Raw genomic sequence first — 24509 nt, forward strand, 5'->3', positions numbered from 1 at the left:
AAAGATATTTCACAATCGTTCGAAAGTTTGACTAAAAGCAGCTCAGCTTTTAGATAAAAGAAGTTAGGCTAAGGGACTATTTAAATTTCCCTTTCTGTTTTCTCACAAAAGCTTTGGATGCTAGTGAAGTTATTTAAAAGGGTGCCGTTCATTCCAGTTTTGTTTAGGGTTCATTAACCGAAAAATCAGCTTTAAAACCATATTCATAACTCCGTTTGTATGCTTTAAATACACTACCATGGCTTTAGGCTCTGCTCCTACCGAACTTTTAATTTCCATAGCCGTTCTGGCGTAAACAACTGTAGAGAACTTGTTTTCGATGGCATACTGAGCCATATCATACAGCATATTCAAATACAACTGATTGGGGTATTGATGCGCTTTGTCGTAGCCTAAAAAATAGGTTTCAAGGTCACTATTATTCAGCAGTAGTGTATAAAAACCGACAAGCTCATTGTCGATGTAATAACCAAATATTTTAAACCTTTTTCCTAATTGTAATTTTAAACTGTAGAAATGATTGTCTGGCAATAAAAACGTATTAAACTTGGCGTTATTAGACACGTTTAAGTACAGTTCATGCAGTCTTGGTCCTTCTTTATAAACTGCTTCCAGACTCAATTCTTCAATAAGAATAGCATTAAATTTCTTTCTAGCCCGTTTAAAGCGGTCTCGGTACTTCTTTGTCATACTACCCACGTAATCCCCAAGGGTTTGCCACTGGAGCCTAACTGGCATAATCATATTGGGCTGCACTGCTATTTTGTACAACATCTGTTTCTTAAAAAAGTGCTTCTCAAGATGAATGGAATCCTCTAAAAAATAATCTTTCCATAAAAAGGCCCTAATCTTTTTGTTCTGGGTTGTTTTAATTTCTTTTTTAAGTGAATTTAAAGCTCCTGAAACCGCATTTAAATAAGCAGCCGTATCTATTTTGTCCTTTAAGTAAAAAATACCGTGCTGTCCGGTATGGGTTAAATTACCAACAACCAAAATATTTCCTTTTAACACCTTTGAAACAATATCCTGAACAAGCTCTTTTATACAAGACACTTTCGTTTTCCTAAACATATCCTTTAGATACAACTGTACCCGTTGCACAATTGCCCCCCCAACAAGGTCTTTATCTTTAAAGACTCCTATATAAAACAGTTGTATGTTGCTAGGCGAAGCTTCTTCGAGAGCCTTTAAATAACTTGTCTGTAAAAGAACATCATGTTCAACAAGGCTATTCCATGTACTGGGAAGCTCTTTGAAAGAATAATAAATACGATATGTTTCCAATAAACTAGTTTATTTCCAATAAAAAAGACCGAAAGAGAAAACCTTTCAGTCTTTAAATATGCTAAAAAATTACAAAATTATTTCCATCCACAAACAATAGCTCCCATAATAGCTAATGTTACAATCCAATATCCACTGTTTATTAAAATATATTTAGTGCCTCTACGCTCAAACAGCGCATTGGTTCCAATTATTGGTAAGGCTATAAAAATACCTGCAATAACACCATGCAACGCACCATGCTTAAAGGTTCTAAACGCATCTCCATAATCTTCCATAAACGCTGCAAACGACGGCAATGCGTTTTCTACATCGCCCCCAACCATACTTATGGCTCCAGTTTGATGAATGGCTAAGAACTGAATGGCGAAGGCTAATAAGAAAGCAAAGATGAAAGCCAAAATGAAAATCTTTGCCATATTAGCGCCTTTCATTTTCTCTTCTGTCATATCTGCTGCTTGCATCCAAGCATTACCAAATACTTTTGGATTGTACCAAATAAATCCCATTACCAAAGCAGAAACTGCTGAAGCTAAGAGTGCTAAAAAATTAATTTCCATAATTAAAAATGTTTAGTTAGTAAGCTAAATGTAATAAAATTTACCTTACACACACCATCTTACCTTTTTGAAAATCAACATTTTTATAAAATATTTTTGGCTTCGGCTACCAAAATATCATTTTTATCTTCTAACGCTATGGTGATAAATTTGTGAATTTCATCATTGTTTCCAAGCCCTCTTTTTAACAAAACACCGAGCACTATAGTCGTTGCTATTCGTGTCCCTACTTTTTTAAGGGCAGTATTAAATAAAGGCTTTAATTCCTCGTAACTTACCTGTTTTGCCAATTCTTGAATTTCGGCCTTTACTTTCTGTTGCTTCTCATCTGGCAAATTAGTATACTTTTTACCTAACTGCTGAATAACATCTATTGCTTTTCTCTTAGGCTGTACTTTTTTAACTTGCGGTTTATTGGGTTCTTCTTTAGGCTTCTGCTTAGCCCAAGTATCTCTTAGACCAACCGTTTTGTTAAATATTAAGTTACCCGAAGAGGCATCATCATCAACATTAAAATACCCCAAACGCTGAAACTGAAAACGCTCTCCTACTCTCGCATCTTTTAAACTTGGCTCCACAAAAGCCTCGATTAGCCTTAAAGACTTGGGGTTTAAGAAATCCATAAAATCTTTGTCCTGATGACTATCTGGAGCCTCATCCATAAACAACCTGTCATATTCCCTTACTTCTGCTTTTAAGGCATGCTGGATAGAGACCCAATGCAGTGTCCCCTTTACTTTTCGTAAACTTGCTTCTGTCCCACTTCCACTTAGTGTGTCTTCATCATATACACAATGGATTTCCAAAATATTACCATCGGCATCTTTAACAACACCCTCACCTTTAATTATATAAGCATTTTTTAATCGTACTTCCTTTCCTAAAGTCAAACGGAAATATTTACTATTGGCTTCTTCCTTAAAATCATCCCTTTCAATATACAATTCGCGAGAAAAAGGAACCTTTCTATAACCTGCACTTTCGTCCTCAGGATTATTTTCTGCATCCAACCACTCCTCTTTTCCTTCTGGATAATTAGTAATAACGAGCTTAATAGGGTCCATAACTGCCATAACCCTTGGAGCCGTTTTATTTAAATCTTCTCGAATGCAGAATTCTAAAAGAGAAACATCAATTACATTATCGCGTTTGGCCACACCTACACGTTCTACAAAGTGTCGAATCGCTCTGGGTGTATACCCTCGGCGTCTCAATCCTGAGATAGTAGGCATTCTTGGGTCGTCCCATCCGTTTACTATACCTTGCTCAACCAATTGAAGCAATTTACGCTTGCTCATTATGGTGTAACTTAAGTTTAAACGTGCAAACTCTCGTTGCTTTGGCCTAAGCTTATTAACATCGACTATTTGATCTAAAAACCAATCGTAAAGTTCCCGGTGAGGTTTAAACTCTAAAGAACATAAAGAATGTGAGATTTGTTCAATATAATCGCTCTCACCATGTGTCCAATCGTACATCGGGTATATGCACCAATCATTTCCAGTTCTATGATGGTGTTTTTTTAATATCCTGTACATAATAGGATCTCGCATTAGCATATTAGGATGCTTCATATCGATTTTTGCACGTAATATGTGTGCTCCTTCCTCGAACTCTCCTTGCTTCATACGTTCGAACAAATCCAAATTTTCTTCTATACTTCTATTTCTATATGGACTATCTACACCGTGCTGGGTAGGTGTTCCTTTTTGTTCAGCCATAGCCTCACTAGATTGGGAATCTACGTAGGCTTTTCCTTTTTTAATAAGGCTAATTGCCCAATCGTAAAGCTGTTGAAAATAATCCGATGAAAACAACTCCTTGTCCCAGGTATATCCTAGCCATGCAACATCATTCTTTATAGCATCTACATATTCCTGTTCTTCCTTTGCCGGATTCGTATCGTCAAAACGAAGATTTACTGGGGCATTATACTTTTCGCCTAAACCAAAACTAATTCCTATTGCCTTAGTATGTCCTATATGCAAATACCCATTGGGTTCTGGTGGAAATCGAAAACGCAATTCATTATTCGATAAACCATTGGCTAAATCTTCTTCGATAATTTGCTCTAAAAAATTGAGCGATCTATTGTCATTCTCCATGTAACTTCTAATGATTTGGGCAAAATTAAGCAAAATTGAGATACAAAGTTGAGCTATGTGTTTTATAAATCGTTGAAGGCATTTTGTAATAAGTTTGAAAAAAAAATTGTGCAATCGAAAAAAAAATTTACTTTTATATCGTTAAAATGCTTATTTTTATCGACGAAATGAAAAAACATTGTTTTAATTGTCATCATTTTTTATTCGATAATAGCAAAAAAATAAGGTTGAGAGGTACTGTTTGAACTGGATTTAAATATCAAACACCAACCTATAAACAGTTGTTTTTTAAGCTTATAATAAGAAAAGTAATGTCCTTAATATTGTAAAGGCAAAACCTATAAGCTCGTTATTTTGTAATGAACTAAATGAAAGAAGAATAATTTTAAATTACAATCAAAATATCCGATGAAACGTTTTTTTTAACGATTAATTACATAGATTTGTTTTGTTAACCCTTAAGTCTTAGATATGAAAATAAAATTTATTTTACTTAGCTTCAGCCTATTTTTTATAACTGGTATTGGTTATGCACAAAAAAAGAAAGAACCCAAAAGTATTATTAGAGAAGGAGCAGCTATAAAAAAATACCATAATGTAGAAGAACTGGAAAGTATGCAAAAAGGAGAGTTATTAGCACTATACATAGAACGTACAGAAAGCCTCATTAAAATACTGCCCTACATCGCTTTTGCAACTAAACCTGGCGTTACTATGGCCACTCTTGGTATTCCAAAAAACAACGACAACAAGAAAGCATTAGAAAATCAATTTGAAGCGACAGATAATTTTCTGGAAAACACAGTAGAATTTCAAAAAATGATACTACCCTATTCTGACACTAATAAATTAATATCTGCAATATTATTCTATGAAGAAACTATGAAATTGTTGCATCAATATTCTGAATTTAATTAATATTTCACCACAACAAAGAATTCAAAGTATTGTTATAAAATTAACGTTTTGATTTTTAGCCTATTTTCTATCGAGAATAGGTTTTTTTATATAAAATCCATACTTAACAGATGCTTAAAATGCTAATTTCTGAAGCCAAAATTTTACAAGACTTTAAGCTGTAATTATTTACTCTATTAACAAGAATTACGTCAACAATTGTAAACAGATGTAAATATGATACAATTATTCCTACAAAAATTAAATATTTAATGCATTTTATCGAAATAATTGGTATTTCATAGGTTTTTTTATATATTTGAAGACTAAATTTTTTGAATAAAATATTGTTTTAATGATAAATTTTTAAACATGAAAAACGTTACCCAAATCGCATGCGTGTTTCTACTAATAATAGGAAATGTTTTCGCTCAACAGGAAAAAGGAATAATAGGCTCCAACAATTGGTTACATAATTGGACAAACTTTAAGCCCAGTATTCAGGATTTTGATACTCCAACTCAAATATTAGCAGGAAATATTACAAAAGACACAAAACTCTTAAAAAGGGACATCTACTTATTAATGGGAAATGTTTTCGTAACCAATGGCGCAACGCTTACCATAGAACCTGGTACGGTAATTATTGGTGATTATGAATCTAAAGCATCTCTTACAATTGCCAAGGGAGCAAAAATAATTGCAGACGGTTTAGAAACAGACCCTATTGTTTTTACCTCAAACAAAAGCATAAAAAAAGAAGGGGATTGGGGAGGCATCATTTTACTTGGCGATGCTCCAACAAATAGATTTGGTAACGGTTCGGTAGCTACATTCTATCCACATTTAACGCCTGCCTCATATGGAGACACAAACTATGGTGGTGCAAATACAGAAAGCAACTCGGGTATTTTACGTTACGTAAGAATTGAGTATGCGGGAAAACGTGTAGGGAGACAAAGTTATTTTAATGGATTGTTGTTGGCTGGTGTAGGTAGTGAAACAGTATTGGAAAACATAATGGTGAGTTATTCTGCTGGAAATGCCTTTGAAATATGGGGCGGTAACGTAAAACTAAACCAAGCTGTCTCTTACAAAGCAAGTAACAATGATTTTAAATTTAATTTTGGAACCCAATCGCAAGTACATAATTCCCTAGCAGTTCGCTCACCTTACACGTCTAGTAGCACTGGATCCAGATGTATGCAAATTAACTCTTATGATAAAAGAGAAGAAGTAGACTTTACTAAAAAAGGAACATCTGTAATTGCTAAAAACTTAACATTAGTAAACAATAGTAATAATTTAAAAGAGGATATGGAAAAAGGACTGGTTAAAGAAGCTCTTTTTGTAGGAGAAAATGCCTCTCTTGATATGAACAAAAGCGTGATTTCTGGTTTCAACCCTGCCGTAATTTTGGAAGATAAGATTACTATTAATCAGGAAAATTTGGAAAAAATCAAATTTACCGATATGTATTTTAACAATTGTAATGGGAATATTTTTGTTGAACATAATTCAAATAATGAAGATTTAGAGAATTGGTATGGGAACAGTGCATTTTTTAATGTATACTCTAAAAGTTCTGATTCTGAAACATTTATTGATTTAAAGAACGATAAAAGACCTGACTTTAGATTACGAATTAACAGGATAATACCTGCTCCACAAGAATATTTTGCATCAGAAGATTTAGGCATTGATGATTAATAACAGGAACTATTAGGTTAAGTATTTAATTAAACTACTCTAGGGATTTCTTTATACTTTCAAGTTTACTTTTAAAATTCCATTTTTTTGATAAGCCAACAATAATTGTATAAGTAATTTTAACTCTAGCGAAGCCTTGTTAGTTCCGATAATTGTTTCTAAAAATTAATTAAAGAAAAAATATCGCATGAGAAAATTTACTACTATCAAAATTGTTGCAATACTCTTTCTTTGTTTTACAGAAACAATAGAGGCTCAACTTGTTATTAGTAAACCTAACCTTGGGTTTAGCCAAGCTTGTGCCGGAGCTACATTTAATACCTATTATGTTACTTTTAGCTTTTCTCCAGAAACCGAATTAACAGCAACAAACCAATTTACTATTGAATTATCGGATGAAACAGGAGATTTTAGCACTCCAACAATCGTTTACACATCATCACAAGGTTCTGTTACAACATCGCCTGCTACATTAGAATTTTCTATTCCCGATACAACAGCTGGAGAAGCCTATAAAATTAGAATTAAAAGCTCTTCTCCTGTCGCTACAAGTACACCTTCCAATGCGTTTGCGGCTTACTATAAAATACAGGATACACCTTTTTCCATTAACAATCTAATCGAAAATGCAGTATACTGTGCTGGTGAGAGCTACTTACTAACAATAGACAATCCTGGTTTTGGGGATAACGATTCTCCTTTGCAATATCCCTCACTTACTTTTAATTGGTATAAACAAGACGAAACCAATACTTCCATATCTGTTTTCGTCGCTTCAGGATCCAGTTTAGAAGTAACTGAAGCCGGAACTTATTTTGTTGAAACAAATTATGGTAGTTGTACATCAAACTCGTACTCTAACCGTGTTACCGTTAGTGAAGCAACTACGTCGAGTACTACAACGATAAGTTCCAGTTTAGGTAATCCTTATTGCTCCAGTGAGGGCGAAACAACATTAAGTACCATTAATGGCAACAGTTACCAATGGTATAAAGATGGCGATGAAATAGATGGCGCCACAAATCAAAACTATATTACCAGCGACTCGGGAAATTATTCAGTTACTATAGACTTAGGAGACTGTGTAACAAATGCCTCCATCGATCTTGAAACCACAGGCTTTAATAGTAGCATAGATGTTCAAGACAGTAATACAATTCAAGAAGGAGAAACATTGGTAGCAACAGTATCTACCAATGCCATGACCCCCCAATTTGAATGGTACTTGAATGGCTCCTTAATCCCAACAGCTACTGGTGCTAGTTATGAAGCTTCACAAGTAGGTAATTATAAAGTTGTAGTTACCCAAACAGAAGGATGTGTTGCCTCACATGAGATGACATTCTCTGTTAGTGAACCATATCCCGATGTTGCTAAGATTCCTAATGTTATAAGCCCTAATGGTGATGGTGAAAATGACACTTGGATTATTCCTAAAGCATATGTAAATGGTACTAATACAGAAGTTTTAATTCTAAGCTCTGAAGGAGAGGTAGTACTACAAACCAACGATTACCAAAATAACTGGCCCACAAATGAATTAATTTTTACAAATATCAACCCTGTTTTCTATTATGTCATCACAACGCAGAGCAAAACAGTAAGAAAGGGATCGATAACGGTCATAAAATAGAATGAAAATATATCTAATACATATCATTATTTTATTGTGCTTAACACAACACTTCTATGCACAAGAAGATGGTGTGGTAGCACTTTCATTACCCGTTAGGAACTCATTGAAATTTAATAGATATATTCTAAATCCCAGCTTTAGTTTTGTAAGAGAACAAAACAAATATTTAAGTTTCTATAATAAAAAACAGTGGGCTCAATTTGATGATGCCCCTCAATCTTATTTATTTAGTTATTCTGGCAGGTTTAAAGAACGTATAGGAGCTGGTATTGGGCTATTTCAACAAGACTACGGTGTATTAACAACATACGGAGGTATTCTAAACTTTGCTTACAATGCAAGCCTTAACAGAGGTAGCAACTTAACGTTTGGCCTTAACTTAGGTTTTTATCAAAGCGGTATTAATAGAGGTAAAGTTATAACGAACTACCCTGATTCATCGTTGGACAATATACCCTCTAATACATTGGTAACTATAAATCCCGGGATAAATTACGGAACAGCCTTTTTCGATTTTGGTGTATCGGTAAACAACCTTGTTTCATACAACTTTAATACCTCAAAGTTAATAGAGAATAACCCAGAACAAAGCATTCAAGGACATATTATGTACACTGGCTATATGAATGCCCGTGGCTTTTTTGATGAAAGCAAGTTTTCCTTTTTAGCAAGATCAGAATTTAAAACCAATAAAACCATACTTTCTGGAGTGGCAATGCTTTCCATTCCTAAAGGTCTTTGGGGACAGGCTGGTTATAATAGTATATATGGGCTATCTGCTGGTATTGGAATTAATATTAGCTCTCAAATAGCACTGGAATACAATTATGAACAGGCTATAGGTGATTTGTCAACCTTTGGTAACTCTCATGAAGTTACATTAGCCTATAAATTTAAAAACAAGGCTAGGTATAACTATAATGGCGACGATGACGAACAAGCCCTTTTTACACCATCAAGAAGATCAAAACGTGTCATTGCAAAACCAAAGACTACAAATACTAAAACAAACAGGCAATCACTTGTAGAAGCCAGAAAAAAAGAAAAAGAAGAAGCTGCAAAACAACTAAAAGAAAAAGCAGAAGCTAAAATAGCAACCAGAGCAAAGCAAAAAGCAGAAGCAGAGGCTAGAATTGCAGCTAGAACTAATACAACAGAAAAAGAACAGGAAACAAAATTAGCAGCAGAAACAAAGGCTAAACAAGAAGAAGAAGCCAAAATTAAGCGTGAAGAACTTGCTAAAGCTAAAGCCGTAGAAGATGCCAGAATAGCTGCCGAAAACAAAGCCAAACAAGAAGCAGCTAGAATTAAACAAGAAGAACTTGTCAAGGCTAAAGCTTTAGAGGATGCTAGAATAGCTGCCGAAAATAAGGCCAAAGAAGCAGCAGCTAGAATTAAGCGTGAAGAACTTGCTAAAGCAAAAGCCATAGAGGATGCCAGAATAGCTGCTGAAAACAAAGCCAAAGAAGAAGCTGCTAGAATTAAGCGTGAAGAACTTGCCAAGGCTAAAGCTTTAGAGGATGCTAGAATAGCTGCCGAAAACAAAGCTAAAGAAGAAGAAGAAGAAGCAAAAGCAACTTCTGAAAATAATGTAAATGACGAATTTGTAATTCCCGTATCAACAGACGCTAATACTGACGCGATGAGCAAAATAACGCAGTTAGCTAGGGATTCCAAATTAATACAACAAGAATTAATGGCTAAATTGGGAGAATCTGTTGCCAGTAAGGAACAAGACTTAAAAGACCTAAAAGAAGAAAATGATTTAAGCGAACAAGGAATTTATGTTGCTCCTAAACCTTTTAAGAGTGTAACGGCCGAAAACAATGCTTTAGAAGCCTTAACATCAGAAATTGATATTGTTATAAAATCACAGGACGAAAAGATTACAACTCTGGAAAATCTTTATAGTGAAAGACTAAAAAAGGTACGTAGTAAAAACGATGCCACTAATATATTTTACTCAAACGCTATACAAGATTTAAAGAAAGAACAATCCAGGATCAAACAAGTGAAGGAAAGTTTAATAACCGAATTGGAATCTATCAAAGTAGCTACCGAAATAGAGAGAAAAAGACGTATAAAACGTGCATCTTACGACAATCAAGAAGTAAGATATATGAAGGACATGGCAACCTTAAATCAAATAAAACAAAACACGCCCGTGAGTCCTGTTCCACTAACGGCTAATGATTTTGATTTTGGAGAAGATCTTGGAACCAATATTAAGATACTGACTAACGTTAAAAACACCGAAAACGGTTATTACCTTGTAGTAGCTGTACACAGTGATGTAGTTAAAAGAGATGACTTCCTGACAAAGTCTGTTGCAGCAGGTCAAAATGATATAAGTTTCTTTTTTGATGTAAAGACAAGTAAATACTATATTTACTACGAAAAATATAGTAGTTTGGACGCTGCTAATCAAGCTTTACAATTAAAAGGAAGCAAACCATATAATGGTAAGATGTCAATGGTTAAAATAGAAAATTAAACATGTAAAAGTAATTTTCCCCAAATGTACCAAGAGGAGAGACAATGCAAAATATTACCGCTATGAAAAAACCTACTATCTATAAATCCGCATTTGTTGTTCTATTTATATTACTATGTATTAACGGTATGGCTCAAACTTATGAGCCTTTTGCCGTAAGAAAAAATATAGATATAAAAGGAAGTATGCTTGTTATAGGAAATAGCATTCTAGGCCAAGACAACAATGATTTTAACGATTCTACTAAAGACAATCAGGACATATCAATGCAATATATTGATATTGATAGCGATACATCTACCTTTAGTTCCAGTAGTGCCGATCTCTTATTACCCGATCATGAAGATGGAAGTGCCACCGATTGTTACCGAGTAGCCTATGCAGGTTTATACTGGGGTGCTATACTACAGAGTGGGAGCCGAACCGATATAAACAATGTTAAGCTAAAAATTCCCGGAAGCACTACTTATACCGATATTACAGGAGAAATTGTTTACGATGCAATTGTTAATCCGATTATTGCAGAAACAGGAGAACCGGGAAACACACCTTATGCTTGCTATGCCGAAGTAACAGATTTACTATCTGGTTTATCGGATATAGAAGGAACGTATACCCTAGCCAATGTAACATCTAGTATAGGCTTTAACAATTCTACTGGCTTAGCTGCTGGTTGGACACTTATAATAATTTATGAAGATCCTGAGCTGCACACCAAATCTTTTACAACTTTTGACGGGTTTAGTCATATTTTCGATGGACACCAAGAAACAATTCCCGTAACAGGATTTACAACACCACCAGCAGGCAATATCGACTTACAATTTGCCTATGCCGTGTTAGATGGAGATAGAACAAAACGTGCTACCAAACTTGAAATCAACGGTAAAGAAGTTACAACACCTCTAAGGTCTGCCAATAAGTTTTTTGGATCGGTTATCGAAAACACCAATGGCGTATCCAATCCTAGAAATCCAAACAGTTCAAACACGCTAGGTTATGACACCGGTTTTTTGGAAATATTAAGTGCAGAACCCGAATTCATTAAAAACAATGACTCTTCAGCAGATTTTAGATTACAGGTAGCCAGGGGACAAGCCGACCCTATATTTGCTTTTTTAAGTGCCTTTGCTGTAGATATTATTGCACCCGATATAGACCTTACCAAAGTGGTTCTAGACACTTCTGGTGATGATATTGATGGCGATGATGTTAACTTAGGACAAAACCTTTTTTACGAAATAACCTATCAAAGTACAGGTAATGATAACGTTACTGAGTTTACGATTAAAGATATTCTTCCCGACAACATTATTTTTGATCCGGCAACCGACATAGATTTAACCAATGCAGGTGGTGCCACCTTGCAATCCTACGACCCAGTAACACGAACCCTTATTTTTAGTATTCCAGATGAATCTGTAGAAGTAAACGACCCAGCCTTTGTCATCCGCTTAGCTGTTCGTGTAGTCCCCAATTGTTACGACTTGAGTCAAGCCTGTTCTAATGAAATCCAAAATCAGGCCTTTGCAACTTATAGAGGTGTTATTAATACCAATTGGATTCAAGATGAAGGTAGCTTTGCAACAACGGAATGTTTGGGGGTTCCGGGGTCTACTAATTTCCTGGTAGATATCTCAAATTGTAGTTTCGAAAGAACTGAGGTATTATGTGGAAACAGTGTCGTTATAACAGCTGCCGATGGATACGACAGCTATTCTTGGTCTACAAGCCCAACAGGCACCCCCGTGATTGGTACTGGGCAAACTTATACCGCTACAGGCACAGGAACCTTTTATGTAACCAATACAACATCGGCTACCTGTATATCAATAGTAGAACAGATTACGGTAATTCCTTATGGTAACACCATTACTAACCCAGTAATTCCATTTGCCGACCTAACACCTGTGTGTCCTAATGATGGTAAAGTTTTACCTTATATATTTCTATGTGGCGCCAACGATACCAGAGCAATCACAACAGGAATTAGCGATGCCGTTTCTATAATTTGGGAAAAACTTGATGAAACTAGTTGTGACCCTGTTACTGTTGATGATTGTGCAAACGAAAATGATGCCTGTACATGGAATCAGGTCGGTACCGGCCCTAATTACACCGCCGATCAGGCAGGTGAATTTAGAATTGTAATAAACTACCCCGGAGGTTGTTTTAGCATATTTTATTTTAATGTCTATCAAAACTTATTAAATCCAACTGTTATTGCCAAAGACATTATTTGTAATACGCTTGGAGAAATAACCGTAGGTGGTGTTCCTTCTGGCTATGAATACAGCTTAGATCCAAATGGTTCCTATCAATCGTCCAATGTATTTTCTATTGATACTGCTGGTTACTATACCGTTTATATCAGACAAGTAGGTGTGGATACTAACCCCTGTATTTTTGAAACACCCAGTATCTACGTAAGAGACAGAGATGTTTCAGTATCTACCGTTGTTACACAACCCAATTGTAATGGCGATAAGGGAAGCATTCAGTTGGCTGTAAACAATGGCTTGCCACAATACTACTATAGTCTTTCAGAAGGAGGAACTTTAGTAAACAGCGTTGGCCCTATAACAAACAGCGATTATACTTTTGCAAACCTTAATCCTGGAACTTATACCTATACAATATCAACCGATGATGGTTGTCTTTTTACAGGTGATATAGAAATAATAAATCCGCCAGTGTTAACAGCTACCGTAGCGCTTACAAGGCCTCTAACATGTACAGATGGCGAAATTACTGTTTACCCCGAAGGCGGAACGCCTCCCTACCAATACTATGTAAATGGAGCAACCATTTCTCAAGACAGTCCGATAATAACAGTGCCTACAGCAGGAGATTATAATATTATCGTTATAGACGCCAACAACTGTAGTACAACAACATCCATTACCGTCGAAGCCATTTCAGCTCCCAATTTTACTGTATCGCACACCGATATTTTATGTTATGGCGACAATACGGGACAAATACAATTTAATGTTACCAATGCCAATGGATATACCATTGAATATAGTATAGATAATGGCACCACATACCAATCTAACCCGACATTTTCGAACCTTACTGCTGCCACTTACACAACAAACATTAAATATTCATTGAATGGTATCGAGTGTTTTAGTACTTCTGAAGATATAATCATAACACAGCCAGATATAGCATTAACGGCCTCAGCAGGCGTTTCTGAATTGGCAGGTTGTGGTCCTAATGGTGAAGGTAAAGTACGCATTACAAACCCACAGGGAGGTACCCCTCCATACGAGTACAGTTTTGACAACCAAGCTACTTGGACAAGTACAAATGAAGCCTATGTCGCTCCTGGAACTTATACACTGTATATAAGAGATGCCAATGGTTGTATTTATGCTATGCCAGGCATTATTGTTGATCCAGAACCAGTACCCCCAACCATAACTGTTTCTGATCCAGATTTTAATTGTGATGGTACAGCCAACGCAACAGTAACAGTAACCAATGAAGGATCTAATTCTTATACTTACACCTATTTACTGGACGGTGTCGAAAACCCCAATACAGCAGATCCTAAAACCTTTTTAGATGTCTCTGAAGGATCACATACTGTAACTGTTACTTATAAACTGGAGACCGTTCCTACTTATAGTAATTTGTTGAACGAAAATTTTGGAAGCGGAGCACCAACAACGTCACCTGGAATAGCAAGTGCTTATTGTTTTAACGACCAACGTGTAAACTCTCCTTATCCTTGTGGCACACGCTCTGTAGAAGATAATCAATATTCTGTAGCCAGTTTTTTCTGGAGATCTGATGATCCCTCATCTAACAATTCTGGTGCATGGTATCACTTTCAAGACCATACTACAAACGGAGCCGATCCAGACGGTAGATTTTTGCTTGTAAACATTGGATCTGCTGCAGGGCCTTATGGTGTATTGTATAGCAAACCCATAAACGATGTTATTCCCAATCAAGATATAAAAGTCGATTTATATCTAGCAAACTTAATGCGATCTGTTTATACTGTTCAGGATGATCCAGATTTCAGAATACAGTTGGTAGATGGTTCAGGAACTGTAATAGCCGAGCAATTTACTGGTACTATTCCTAAAAATGAACAATGGAATTTTAGTCAGTTAACCCTCAACCCAGGCAACAATACCAACTTAACCTTTGTAATACGCTCTGGAAGCGTTGAGTATTTCGGAAATGATGCTCTTATAGACGATATTAGTGTTTACCAACTTCCTGTAACCTGTATAGAACAGGTAGACTTTCCGTTTGTTGTAAACTCTGGGAATGCCTTTACTGCTGATGTTACTGGAACATCGAATGTGAGTTGTTCGACTGGATCAGATGGCACCATAACTATTGCTGCTCAAAATTTCGATCCTGCTAATGGTTTTCAATATTCTTTAGACGGTGTGAATTGGAATACTCAAATGACATCTCCTTACACCATTACCGGATTAGCAGCAGGTAGCTATACCATTCATGTGCGCTATGAGGATGCTGTTGATACCTGTAGTTTTACTTTTAATCATGATATTATTGCTCCTACGTTATTAGAAGTAAATGCTTCTGGAACACCAGTAACCTGTCTTGATGGGTCGACTGTTACAGCAACAGCAACAGGCGGAACACCCGCTTATTCCTACGAACTATTAGACAATACACTAAACCTAATCGCAAATTTCCCTAGCAACGGTATTTTAACGAATATATCTGCAGGAAACTATACCATAAGAGCTACCGATGCAAATGGCTGTGTGGCAACAACGACACTTGACTTAATAGCTCCAACGGCACCAACGGCATCTATAAGTAATGCCGATTATTGTTATGATACAAGCAACGGAGCAACGCTAGAAGTTACGGCATCTGGAGGCCAAACACCCTATGAATATAGCATTAACGGTGGTGCATTCCAATCAAGCAATAGTTTTACAAATCTAACTCCAGGCAATTATGATATAACAGTAAGGGATGCTTACGGATGTACAGTTGCTTTACCAACTGAGACTATTGCAGCACAAGTAAACGTAGATGTTGTTTTAACAAAAGCATTAGACTGTAGGGCGTCTCCCGATGCGGTAATTACGGGAACTATCTCAGACGGTTACCTACCATACTCTGTAACATTAATACAAGGTTCGGGAATACCAAACCTAACAGGAAATACCTTTACCTTAACAACTGGAACCGATGGTACGTACCAATTTCAAATAACCGATGCTAATGGCTGTCAGGCAGTATCAAATGTAATTACTGTTAATCCAATAGAAAATCCTACAGCAACCACTACAACCGTAAATCCGAGTTGTAATGGAGACTCCAATGGATCTGTACAAATAATACCAGCCAATGGTGTAGGCCCCTATTCCTATAGTTTTGAAGGAAGCTCTTTTACCTCAACATCACTATATACTGGATTAGCAGCAGGCACCTATACCTACCAAGTACAAGATGCTAATGAATGTATTTTTAATGGTACGGTAACCTTAACAGAACCCACCACTTTAGTTGCTACAGCAAGTGCAACAACATTTAGTTGTGATGCTAACAACACAAAACAATCGGCAACAGTAACCATTGCTGTTCCTACTACAGGAACGGCACCCTATCTATACAGTTTTAATGGATCTGGTTTTAGTTCAAATAATACCTTAACAGTAAACGACAATGGAACCGATCAAACCATAACCTATGCTGTTCAAGATGCCAACGGGTGTACCGCTAATGGCTCTATTACGATTTTACAATTAGATCCCCCAACGGATTTAGATTTTAGTTCTACAGATGTAACCTGTACAACAACAACTTCAACAGTAACCGTAACTGCAACAAATGGTGTAGGCCCATTGGAATATGAAACGATTGCCCCATCTCCTATTATAGTTGGTAAACAAACTTCAAACGCATTCTCAGGATTAACCCCAGGTACTTATATCTTTAGGGTTACCGATGCTAACGGATGTTATTATACAGAATCCTATACTATAAATCCTGTTACACCAATAGCTATAACAGGATTAAAGTTAAGTGATGTATTATGTAACGGCGATAATACAGGAGCTGTACAATTCACCGTTTCTGGATATGCAGGTAGCTACACAAGTACTTTAACAAATGGCTCAGGAACTTTAGTGCAATCTGGAAACACCATTGATTTAACCAATCTAATAGCAGGTAGTTATACCGTAGAAGTTACAGATTTAACCACAGGATGTACAGCCGATGAAACTATAACTATTTCGGAACCTGCTAACCCCGTAAGTCTTACAGCAACGACAACGAATGTTCATTGTAATGAAGATAATTCTCAAATTACTGTAACACCTTCTGGGGGAACACCTAATTACACTTATGCTGCTGTAATAACAGGTACTACTGCGCCTACAACTTATAATGGTAGTAACGTTATAACTGTAGATACTAATTCTGCTACAAACTTAGTTTGGGATGTATACGTTAAAGATGCCAATGGGTGTACAGCAATGACCTCTGTAACAATTACAGAAGACCCATTACCAACGGTAACCGCACCAACAGTATCGAATCAATGTACCGCGACATCTGGATTTACCTTTACCGTTACGGCAACAGGACTTGCTCCACTTTCATATAGTATTAATGGTGGCTTATCCTATCAAACCAGTCCAACATTTACCGTAAATGCTGCAGGTAGCTATACCATTACAGTAAGGGACGCTAATGGATGTACAGCAACGAGTGCTACACAAACAGACGTTTTTCCGCCAATTACAACCAGTGCACTTCTAACAAAAGATTTAACATGTTCGCTACCGCAAGAAGCTAGTATTGACATATCGGTATCGGGTGGTAACCCTCCTTATACCTACGAAGTAAGTACTGATGGTGGAAGTAGTTATTCGCCCATTGCTGGGTCTCCATATACAACTACTAACGCAGGTACCTATCAATTTAGGATTACGGACGCTAATGGATGTACCCAAGAAACGAATGTAATAACAGTAAATGCTACTAATAATGTAACGGTTTCAACGTCGGTTATTAACCCAACTTGTAATGGTAGTACAGATGGTTCAATTCAATTAACGTCGTTAACAGGTGAAGCCCCATTTACTTACAGTATTGATGCTGGTACTACCTTTGCATCTTCAAATGTATTTGGAGGTTTAGCAGCAGGAGGTTATAACTATGTTGTTAGGGATAGTAAAGGTTGTGATGTCTCTGGAACTATTAACTTATCAAATCCTTTACCAATAGATGTAACAATTATCTCAAATCCAATACAATGTAGTCCAAGTATTGATGGTAGTTTAGATATCACGATCAATTCTGGCGGTGTAACTTCTTTTACTTATACCTTATATGATAATACTTCTACTCAGGTAGGATCTAGTGTAACAACGGCATCAACAACACATTCATTTTCTGGATTATCGTTCGGTGACTACTTTGTTACTATTGTTGATGCTAATGGCTGCGAATACCGAAGTACTGAACAAAGAATTGAAACACCTCCATACCTTGATTTAGATGCGACAGTAGCCGGAGGTACATGTGTAATAGGAGCTACAGTTGATGTTTCGGTTAATGCTGGGTTATCCCCCTACACATATTCAATATATGGACAACCAGCAACTTCAGTCGGTCCTACAGCATCAACAACACAAACTTTTACAGGATTAGATCATGGAGTAACCTACTTCTTTCAAGTTGAAGACTCGGTAGGTTGCATTTCAATTATAGAAGTTACTACACCTATTTTATCAGCTATTAATATTGATTCTATTACAACAACAGATGTTACATGTAATGGAGCAGATAATGGTTCTGTGAACTTTACTGTTTCTGATTATGATGGCACTGTAACCTCATTATTTTATGAAGTACGAGATGAATTAACTAATACCGCTATATCTCCTGCAAAAAATGGTACAATTAATAGTTTAACAGGAGCTCCCGTTAATGGAACTATTACTGGGTTGGGAGCAGGTAATTATACATTATTTGTTAGAGAGTCGGATGGGTCTTTATGTACCACTTCAAGTCCTTTCCAAATAACGGAACCTATTCAACCACTTTTTTCAGCTGTTTCAAATACAATAAATGCCAATTGTAATACTGGAGCACAACTAACAATTACAACAACGGGAGGCACAGGCCCTTATCAATATGCAGCTGGAGCTCTAGGCTTTACCCCAACCTCAGGAGATTTTGGTTCGAATAATGTATTGAATTTAAACCCTTCCATCAGAACAAATTGGGATATTGTGGTAGAAGATGCTAATGGATGTCAGGTTAGACTTAACCAAGATATAACATCAGACGCCCCACCAACAGTTGACCCTGTACCCCAACAATGTTTTGACGGTACGCCATTTAATATCACGTTGGTTGAAGGTACTGGTACTGCTATTGCTCCGCTAACCTATAGTATCGGTGGTGCTTACCAAACAAGTCCAACCTTTAGCATTAATATGGCTGGCACTTATACTGTAAGCGTAAAAGATGGTAATGGGTGTATCGCTTCAACAACGTATATTGTAGAGCCTCCATTATTATTGGATGCAAATATGACACAAGATTTAACCTGTATCCTTGATGCTAGTATTACTTTAACTGCTAGTGGGGGAACTGGTAGCTACAACACTTTTGAAGTTAGTTATAATGGCGGTGGCTATGTTGTTATCGCCGGCTCTCCATATACAGCTAATGTAGACGGCACCTATCAATTTAGAGTGACAGATTCTCAAGGGTGTCAAGCGATATCTAATGTCATTACAGTCACACCAAACACAACGCCTACATTTACAGAAACTCATACTGATGTGAGTTGTAACGGTGGCTCCGACGGAAGCATTGTTATAACGGCAGCAAACGGTATAGCACCCTATCAATACAGTATCGATAATGGTGCTACGTTCCAAGCATCCAATGTGTTTAGTGGACTATCAGGAGGCACATACAATGTGGTTGTTAGAGACAGTAAAAATTGTGATTCGGCAGCAACACCTGTGACTATTAACGATCCTACCGCTGTGGCAGGAACAGGTTCTTTAACACAGGGATTAACCTGTGGCTCTGGAAATGCAACACAACCAGCCATTGTAACCATTACAGGAAGTGGAGGAACAGCTCCTTATACTTATAGCTTTGATGGTGGTGTTAATTACAGCTCAACAAACACCTATGCAACATATACGGCAGGAACTGTAACAGCTTATATAAAAGATGCCAATGGGTGTATTATTGCAACGCCTATAGATGTTAATATTCCTGCATTAGATGTCCCAACTGATTTGGATTTTTCATCAACATCAGTAACTTGTTTAGCTGTAACTAGTGATGTTACATTAACACCAACTGGTGGTGTCGCCCCATTATCCTATGAAATAATTTCACCAGCAAGTGCAACAAGTAATACAACAGGAGTTTCCTCTGGAATCTTTACAGGTTTAGCACCGGATACATATGTCTTTACCGTAACTGATGCCAATGGTTGTTATTATACAGAATCGTATACTGTAGATCCGGTAACCAATATTACAGTATCTAGATTATTGGTTAATGATGTGAGTTGTAATGGCGATTCTGATGGAGCTGTTGACTTTACAGTGTCTAATTTCTCAGGAACCTATAGTTACACAATTAATGGAGGGGCTGCTATCGTGGGGCAAACAGCAACCACAATAAATTTAACAGGGTTACCTGCAGGAGATCAAACCATAGTGGTAACAGATGATACAACAGGTTGTACCGATACAGTTACAATAACCGTTAGTGAACCAACTACATTAGCACTTATTGAAGCTGATAATATCAATGCAACTTGTAATTTTGGTGCCCAGGTAACTGTAACAGCAAGCAATGGTACACCGCCATATCAATATGCTTTTGTGATAGACGGTTCTGCACCAACTGTATCGGATTACACCAATAACAATACCGCTGTTTTAGATCCTGCAACCAATACCGATTGGGATGTTTGGGTACAAGATGCCAACGGATGTACCGCTCAAATAGATGTTGTTATTTCAACAGATCCTTTGCCAACAGTAACGGTTCCAACATTCGCTGATAACCAATGTAATTTGAATGGTGATCCTTATACATTTACAGTAACAGGTACAACAGGAATACCGCCATTTGAATATTCTATTGGTAATGGCTTTCAATCGAGTCCAACATTCACGGTCTCAACACCAGGAACATATTCTGTAACCGTAAGGGATGGAAATGGTTGTACAGCTACTAGCGGAACATCTATAACTGTTTATCCGGCCTTAGACCTCACACCATCCATTACAACTTTACCTAGTTGTACAAATGATGATGGTGTGATTACGGTAACAGGCTCTGGAGGTTCTGGAAATTATAGCTATGGAATAAGTCCTAGCCCTGCATCGGTTTCTATTTCTGGAAATGTAATTTCAGGTGTGCCATCAGGAACCTATACCGTAACTATTACAGACACGGTTACTAACTGTACAAAAGATGCAACTATTACTTTGGATGCTGCCACACCTGTAACATTTACCCCTGTACCAACAGATGTAAGTTGTAATGGAGGAAGTGATGGTAGTATAACGGTAAACTTACCTGCGAGCAATGACAATCCAATTTATACTTACGAAATTACTGCTCCTATTGTAGTTGCTCCTCAAACTTCTAACGTATTTACAGGATTAGCGCCAGGAACTTACACCGTTCAAGTAACTTCAGGAAGAGATTGTATCGCAACTCAAGATGTCATTGTAGGCGAACCTAACAGCATTGTAGTTCCCGCTCCAACAGTAGTAGATTACGCTTGTACAGCAGGTACCAATACAACAACCTTTGCGAGTATTACAGTAAATAGTGTAACGGGAGGTTCTGGAAACTACATCATTTATGAATTTATAAAAGGGGCAACCGTTGTACAGTCTGGATCTAGCAATGTTTACACCGAAAGTGATTTATCGGGAGGTAATTACACAATAAATGTTTATGACGACAATGGCTGTTCTGGATCAACAACAGCTACTATCGAACCTTTTATAGCCTTGGAAGATTTAACCGTTAATGTCGATAACGCCATTACTTGTATTAATGACGAAGATATTACTGTTTCGGTAACGAGTACAGGCGGTATACCAACAAACCTGGAATATACATTAGAAGATGCTAATGGTGTTCTCCCTAATCAAACAAATACTACAGGCGTATTTACAGGACTGCCAATAGGTAATTATATCATTACCGTTGAAAACTTAGACACACAATGTAGTTTACAAACCGTACACTACGTTAACGACCCTAATACTTTTGATCTTAACATAGACTCTGTTATTGATGTAACGTGTTTTAGTGATAACGATGGTAGCGTTAATGTTACACTAATAGATAGAATACCAACACCTAATGACGAATCTGGTCCTTTTACATATAATGTTGTTGATGCTTTAGGTGCGACTGTTACCTCTGGAACAACAGCCAATGCTGGTCCTATTACCATTTCTGGTTTAGTTTCTGGAACTTATAGTATTACAGCAACTTTAACAAATACACCTTTCTGTACGGTTAGTGAAAACTTTACCATTACGGCGCCTACAGCAGCTTTAAGCATTACAGAAACGCATACAGAAATAACCTGTATAAGTGGCAACAACGACGGAACCATTTCTGCCAGTGCCACAGGTGGATGGCCAGGAGACTACGAGTACCAGTTAGAGTTAACCAGTGGAACAATCATTACAGCATATAGCTCAACATATCATTTTACAGGGCTAACAGCAGGAGATTACATTGTTAGTGTTAGAGATAGTAAAGGTTGTATAGCGTCAACAAATGTAAGCTTGGTTAATCCAGCCCCTATTGATGCTACAATAGCGGCTACCCCAACATTGTTATCGTGTTTTGGTGACACCAATGCAACCATAACGGTTAGTAATGTTACTGGCGGACAAGGTAGTAACTACACCTATACCTTAAATAAAACTGCACCAACACCAAGTTCTTCTGGGCCTCAAACGTCTCCTATATTTAGTGGTTTAGGATCTGGAACCTACAACGTCACTGTAACCGATGGTTACGATTGTGAATTTACTACAGCCGATATCGTTATATCTGAACCTTCCCAATTGGTAGCAGATTTAATCAAGGCAAGTTCACAAACCTGTTTAACAGAGGCAACGCTTACTTTAAGTGCAGTAGGAGGCATAGGACCTTACGAATATAGTGATGATATAGTATTTAACACCGTTCTAGGCTCTTTCTCTACAGATGTAACATTCTCTGTACCAGTTGGCACCTATGTATATTATGTAAGGGATACAAACGGGTGTATCGCTACCGTTTCTAACGAAATTACCATAGAACCGTTAGAACCGTTAATTGTAAATTTAGATACAACCAACGCAACTATTAATTGTGCTGGCGAAAGTACAGGTGTTATTATAGCCGAAGCGCAAGGAGGTTTAGGAAACTATATTTATACCTTACAAGACGACTCGGGTAATGATATTACACCAGTAACCCAAGATACACCAGGTGTCTTTACAGGATTACCAATAGGAACTTATCAAGTCTTTGTAGAAAGTGGTGATTGTGACGTAACATCAGCTACTGTTACCATAACAGAACCTTCAGAACCATTAACCGCCCAATTTGTAACAACAGATGTTAGCTGTAATGGTGCCAATGATGGTATAATTGAAGTGATAGCTTCTGGAGGAACGGGTATCATCAAGTATGCAATTTCCCCTCAAATGGATCAGTTTTTTGATGAACCTATCTTTGATGATCTTTTCCCAGGAACTTATCAAGTGATCGTACAAGATGAATTAGGGTGTTATATACTTGAAGATATTACTATTGTAGAGCCAACGCCTGTAATACTTAACATTGTTCCAAACTCAATCATTCCAGAAATTTGTGATGGTGATATGAATGGAGCCTTTAGTATTGAAATTTCAGGAGGTACAGCTCCTTATAGCGTTGCTTTAGATGACATTAATGGTACGTACACTACTGGTGTTCTGGAAAACACACCGTTTACTTTTAGTGGCCTAAGTGGAAGCGATCACATTGTATATGTTATGGATAGTGAAGGCTGTGAATCGGAATGGAACATTACTTTCCCAGAATCGGTTAAAATCGAACCAGTGGCCATTGTCGAATATGGATGTACTAACAACATGTCTACTAATACGGTTACCGTAGAAGTTGATGAAAGCATAACGGATCCTTCTGAATTGGATTATTCATTAAATGGTGGGCCATACCAATCCAGTAACGTATTTATAAACGTACCAGCTGGACTTGATCACTTTATTGATGTTAGACATATAAATGGTTGTATACAAAGGACCGAAAACTTTGATATTGAACAATATGAACCTTTAGAACTTGTGCTGGAAAATGGTGGCTTAAATGAGATAGTAGCCGTAGCCACAGGAGGTACTGGAAATTATGAATTCACTTTAAATGGTGAATCGTATGGAAGTGAAAATACATTCCTTATTTATGCATCGGGAGATTATACTGTAACAGTAACCGATAGCAATGGTTGTGTAGCTACAGCTACCAAATATTTTGAATATATCGATGTATGTATCCCAAATTATTTTGTGCCACAAAATGGTGGTTGGGGACCTGGATGTACCTCACAATATAAGGATATGACCTTTGACATATTTGACAGGTATGGACGTAAAATAGCCACTTTACGCGTTGGAGAAAAATGGGATGGAAACTACCGTGGTGCTCCTTTACCTTCGGGTGATTACTGGTATGTTGTAAAGCTAAATGATCCAAAAGACGATCGTGAATTTGTCGGCCATTTTACGCTTTATAGGTAATAT

Annotated in this window: 8 protein-coding genes; 5 read left to right on the forward strand and 3 right to left on the reverse strand. The window is 37.1% G+C overall.

The window, feature by feature from the left end:
- Positions 1-129: 129 nt before the first annotated feature.
- From ABD792_RS08145 to ABD792_RS08155, 3 genes are all read right to left on the reverse strand, one after another.
- A complete protein-coding gene (locus ABD792_RS08145; protein ID WP_345005395.1) occupies positions 130-1284 on the reverse strand; it encodes a GNAT family protein in 1155 nt (384 codons plus the stop codon).
- A gap of 77 nt (positions 1285-1361) precedes the next feature.
- The gene (locus ABD792_RS08150; RefSeq protein WP_345005396.1) at positions 1362-1844 is read right to left on the reverse strand and encodes a DUF1761 domain-containing protein; all 483 of its coding nucleotides are present in this window, start codon (positions 1842-1844) and stop codon (positions 1362-1364) included.
- 83 nt (positions 1845-1927) lie between these two features.
- Positions 1928-3949, reverse strand: coding sequence for a glutamine--tRNA ligase/YqeY domain fusion protein (locus ABD792_RS08155; RefSeq protein ID WP_345005397.1), 2022 nt, complete (start codon positions 3947-3949; stop codon positions 1928-1930).
- Between the two features lie 471 nt (positions 3950-4420).
- On the opposite strand from ABD792_RS08155, the gene ABD792_RS08160 reads away from it, so the two are divergent.
- The 5 genes from ABD792_RS08160 (at position 4421) to ABD792_RS08180 (ending at position 24506) form a co-directional block, all read left to right on the forward strand.
- Entirely contained in the window at positions 4421-4867 is a 447-nt protein-coding gene (locus tag ABD792_RS08160) for a hypothetical protein (protein ID WP_345005398.1), read from the forward strand.
- A gap of 351 nt (positions 4868-5218) precedes the next feature.
- On the forward strand, positions 5219-6556 hold the full coding sequence (locus ABD792_RS08165; RefSeq protein WP_345005399.1) for a hypothetical protein: 1338 nt from the start codon (positions 5219-5221) through the stop codon (positions 6554-6556).
- 187 nt (positions 6557-6743) lie between these two features.
- A complete protein-coding gene (locus ABD792_RS08170; RefSeq protein ID WP_345005400.1) occupies positions 6744-8189 on the forward strand; it encodes a T9SS type B sorting domain-containing protein in 1446 nt (481 codons plus the stop codon).
- A 1-nt stretch (position 8190) separates the two neighbouring features.
- Positions 8191-10686: a PorP/SprF family type IX secretion system membrane protein gene (locus tag ABD792_RS08175; protein WP_345005401.1), complete on the forward strand. Its 2496-nt coding sequence runs from the start codon at positions 8191-8193 to the stop codon at positions 10684-10686.
- Between the two features lie 62 nt (positions 10687-10748).
- Positions 10749-24506: a T9SS type B sorting domain-containing protein gene (locus ABD792_RS08180; RefSeq protein ID WP_345005402.1), complete on the forward strand. Its 13758-nt coding sequence runs from the start codon at positions 10749-10751 to the stop codon at positions 24504-24506.
- The last annotated feature ends 3 nt before the right edge of the window (positions 24507-24509 follow it).

This window comes from Snuella lapsa (genome assembly GCF_039539345.1).
Lineage (GTDB): Bacteria > Bacteroidota > Bacteroidia > Flavobacteriales > Flavobacteriaceae > Snuella > Snuella lapsa.

Bases quoted from the DNA above. Each gene is read 5' to 3' on its own strand.
- ABD792_RS08160 (WP_345005398.1), top strand. From the start codon at position 4,421: ATGAAAATAAAATTTATTTTACTTAGCTTCAGCCTATTTTTTATAACT.
- ABD792_RS08165 (WP_345005399.1), top strand. From the start codon at position 5,219: ATGAAAAACGTTACCCAAATCGCATGCGTGTTTCTACTAATAATAGGA.
- ABD792_RS08150 (WP_345005396.1), bottom strand. From the start codon at position 1,844: ATGGAAATTAATTTTTTAGCACTCTTAGCTTCAGCAGTTTCTGCTTTG.
- ABD792_RS08170 (WP_345005400.1), top strand. From the start codon at position 6,744: ATGAGAAAATTTACTACTATCAAAATTGTTGCAATACTCTTTCTTTGT.
- ABD792_RS08180 (WP_345005402.1), top strand. From the start codon at position 10,749: ATGAAAAAACCTACTATCTATAAATCCGCATTTGTTGTTCTATTTATA.
- ABD792_RS08155 (WP_345005397.1), bottom strand. From the start codon at position 3,949: ATGGAGAATGACAATAGATCGCTCAATTTTTTAGAGCAAATTATCGAA.
- ABD792_RS08175 (WP_345005401.1), top strand. From the start codon at position 8,191: ATGAAAATATATCTAATACATATCATTATTTTATTGTGCTTAACACAA.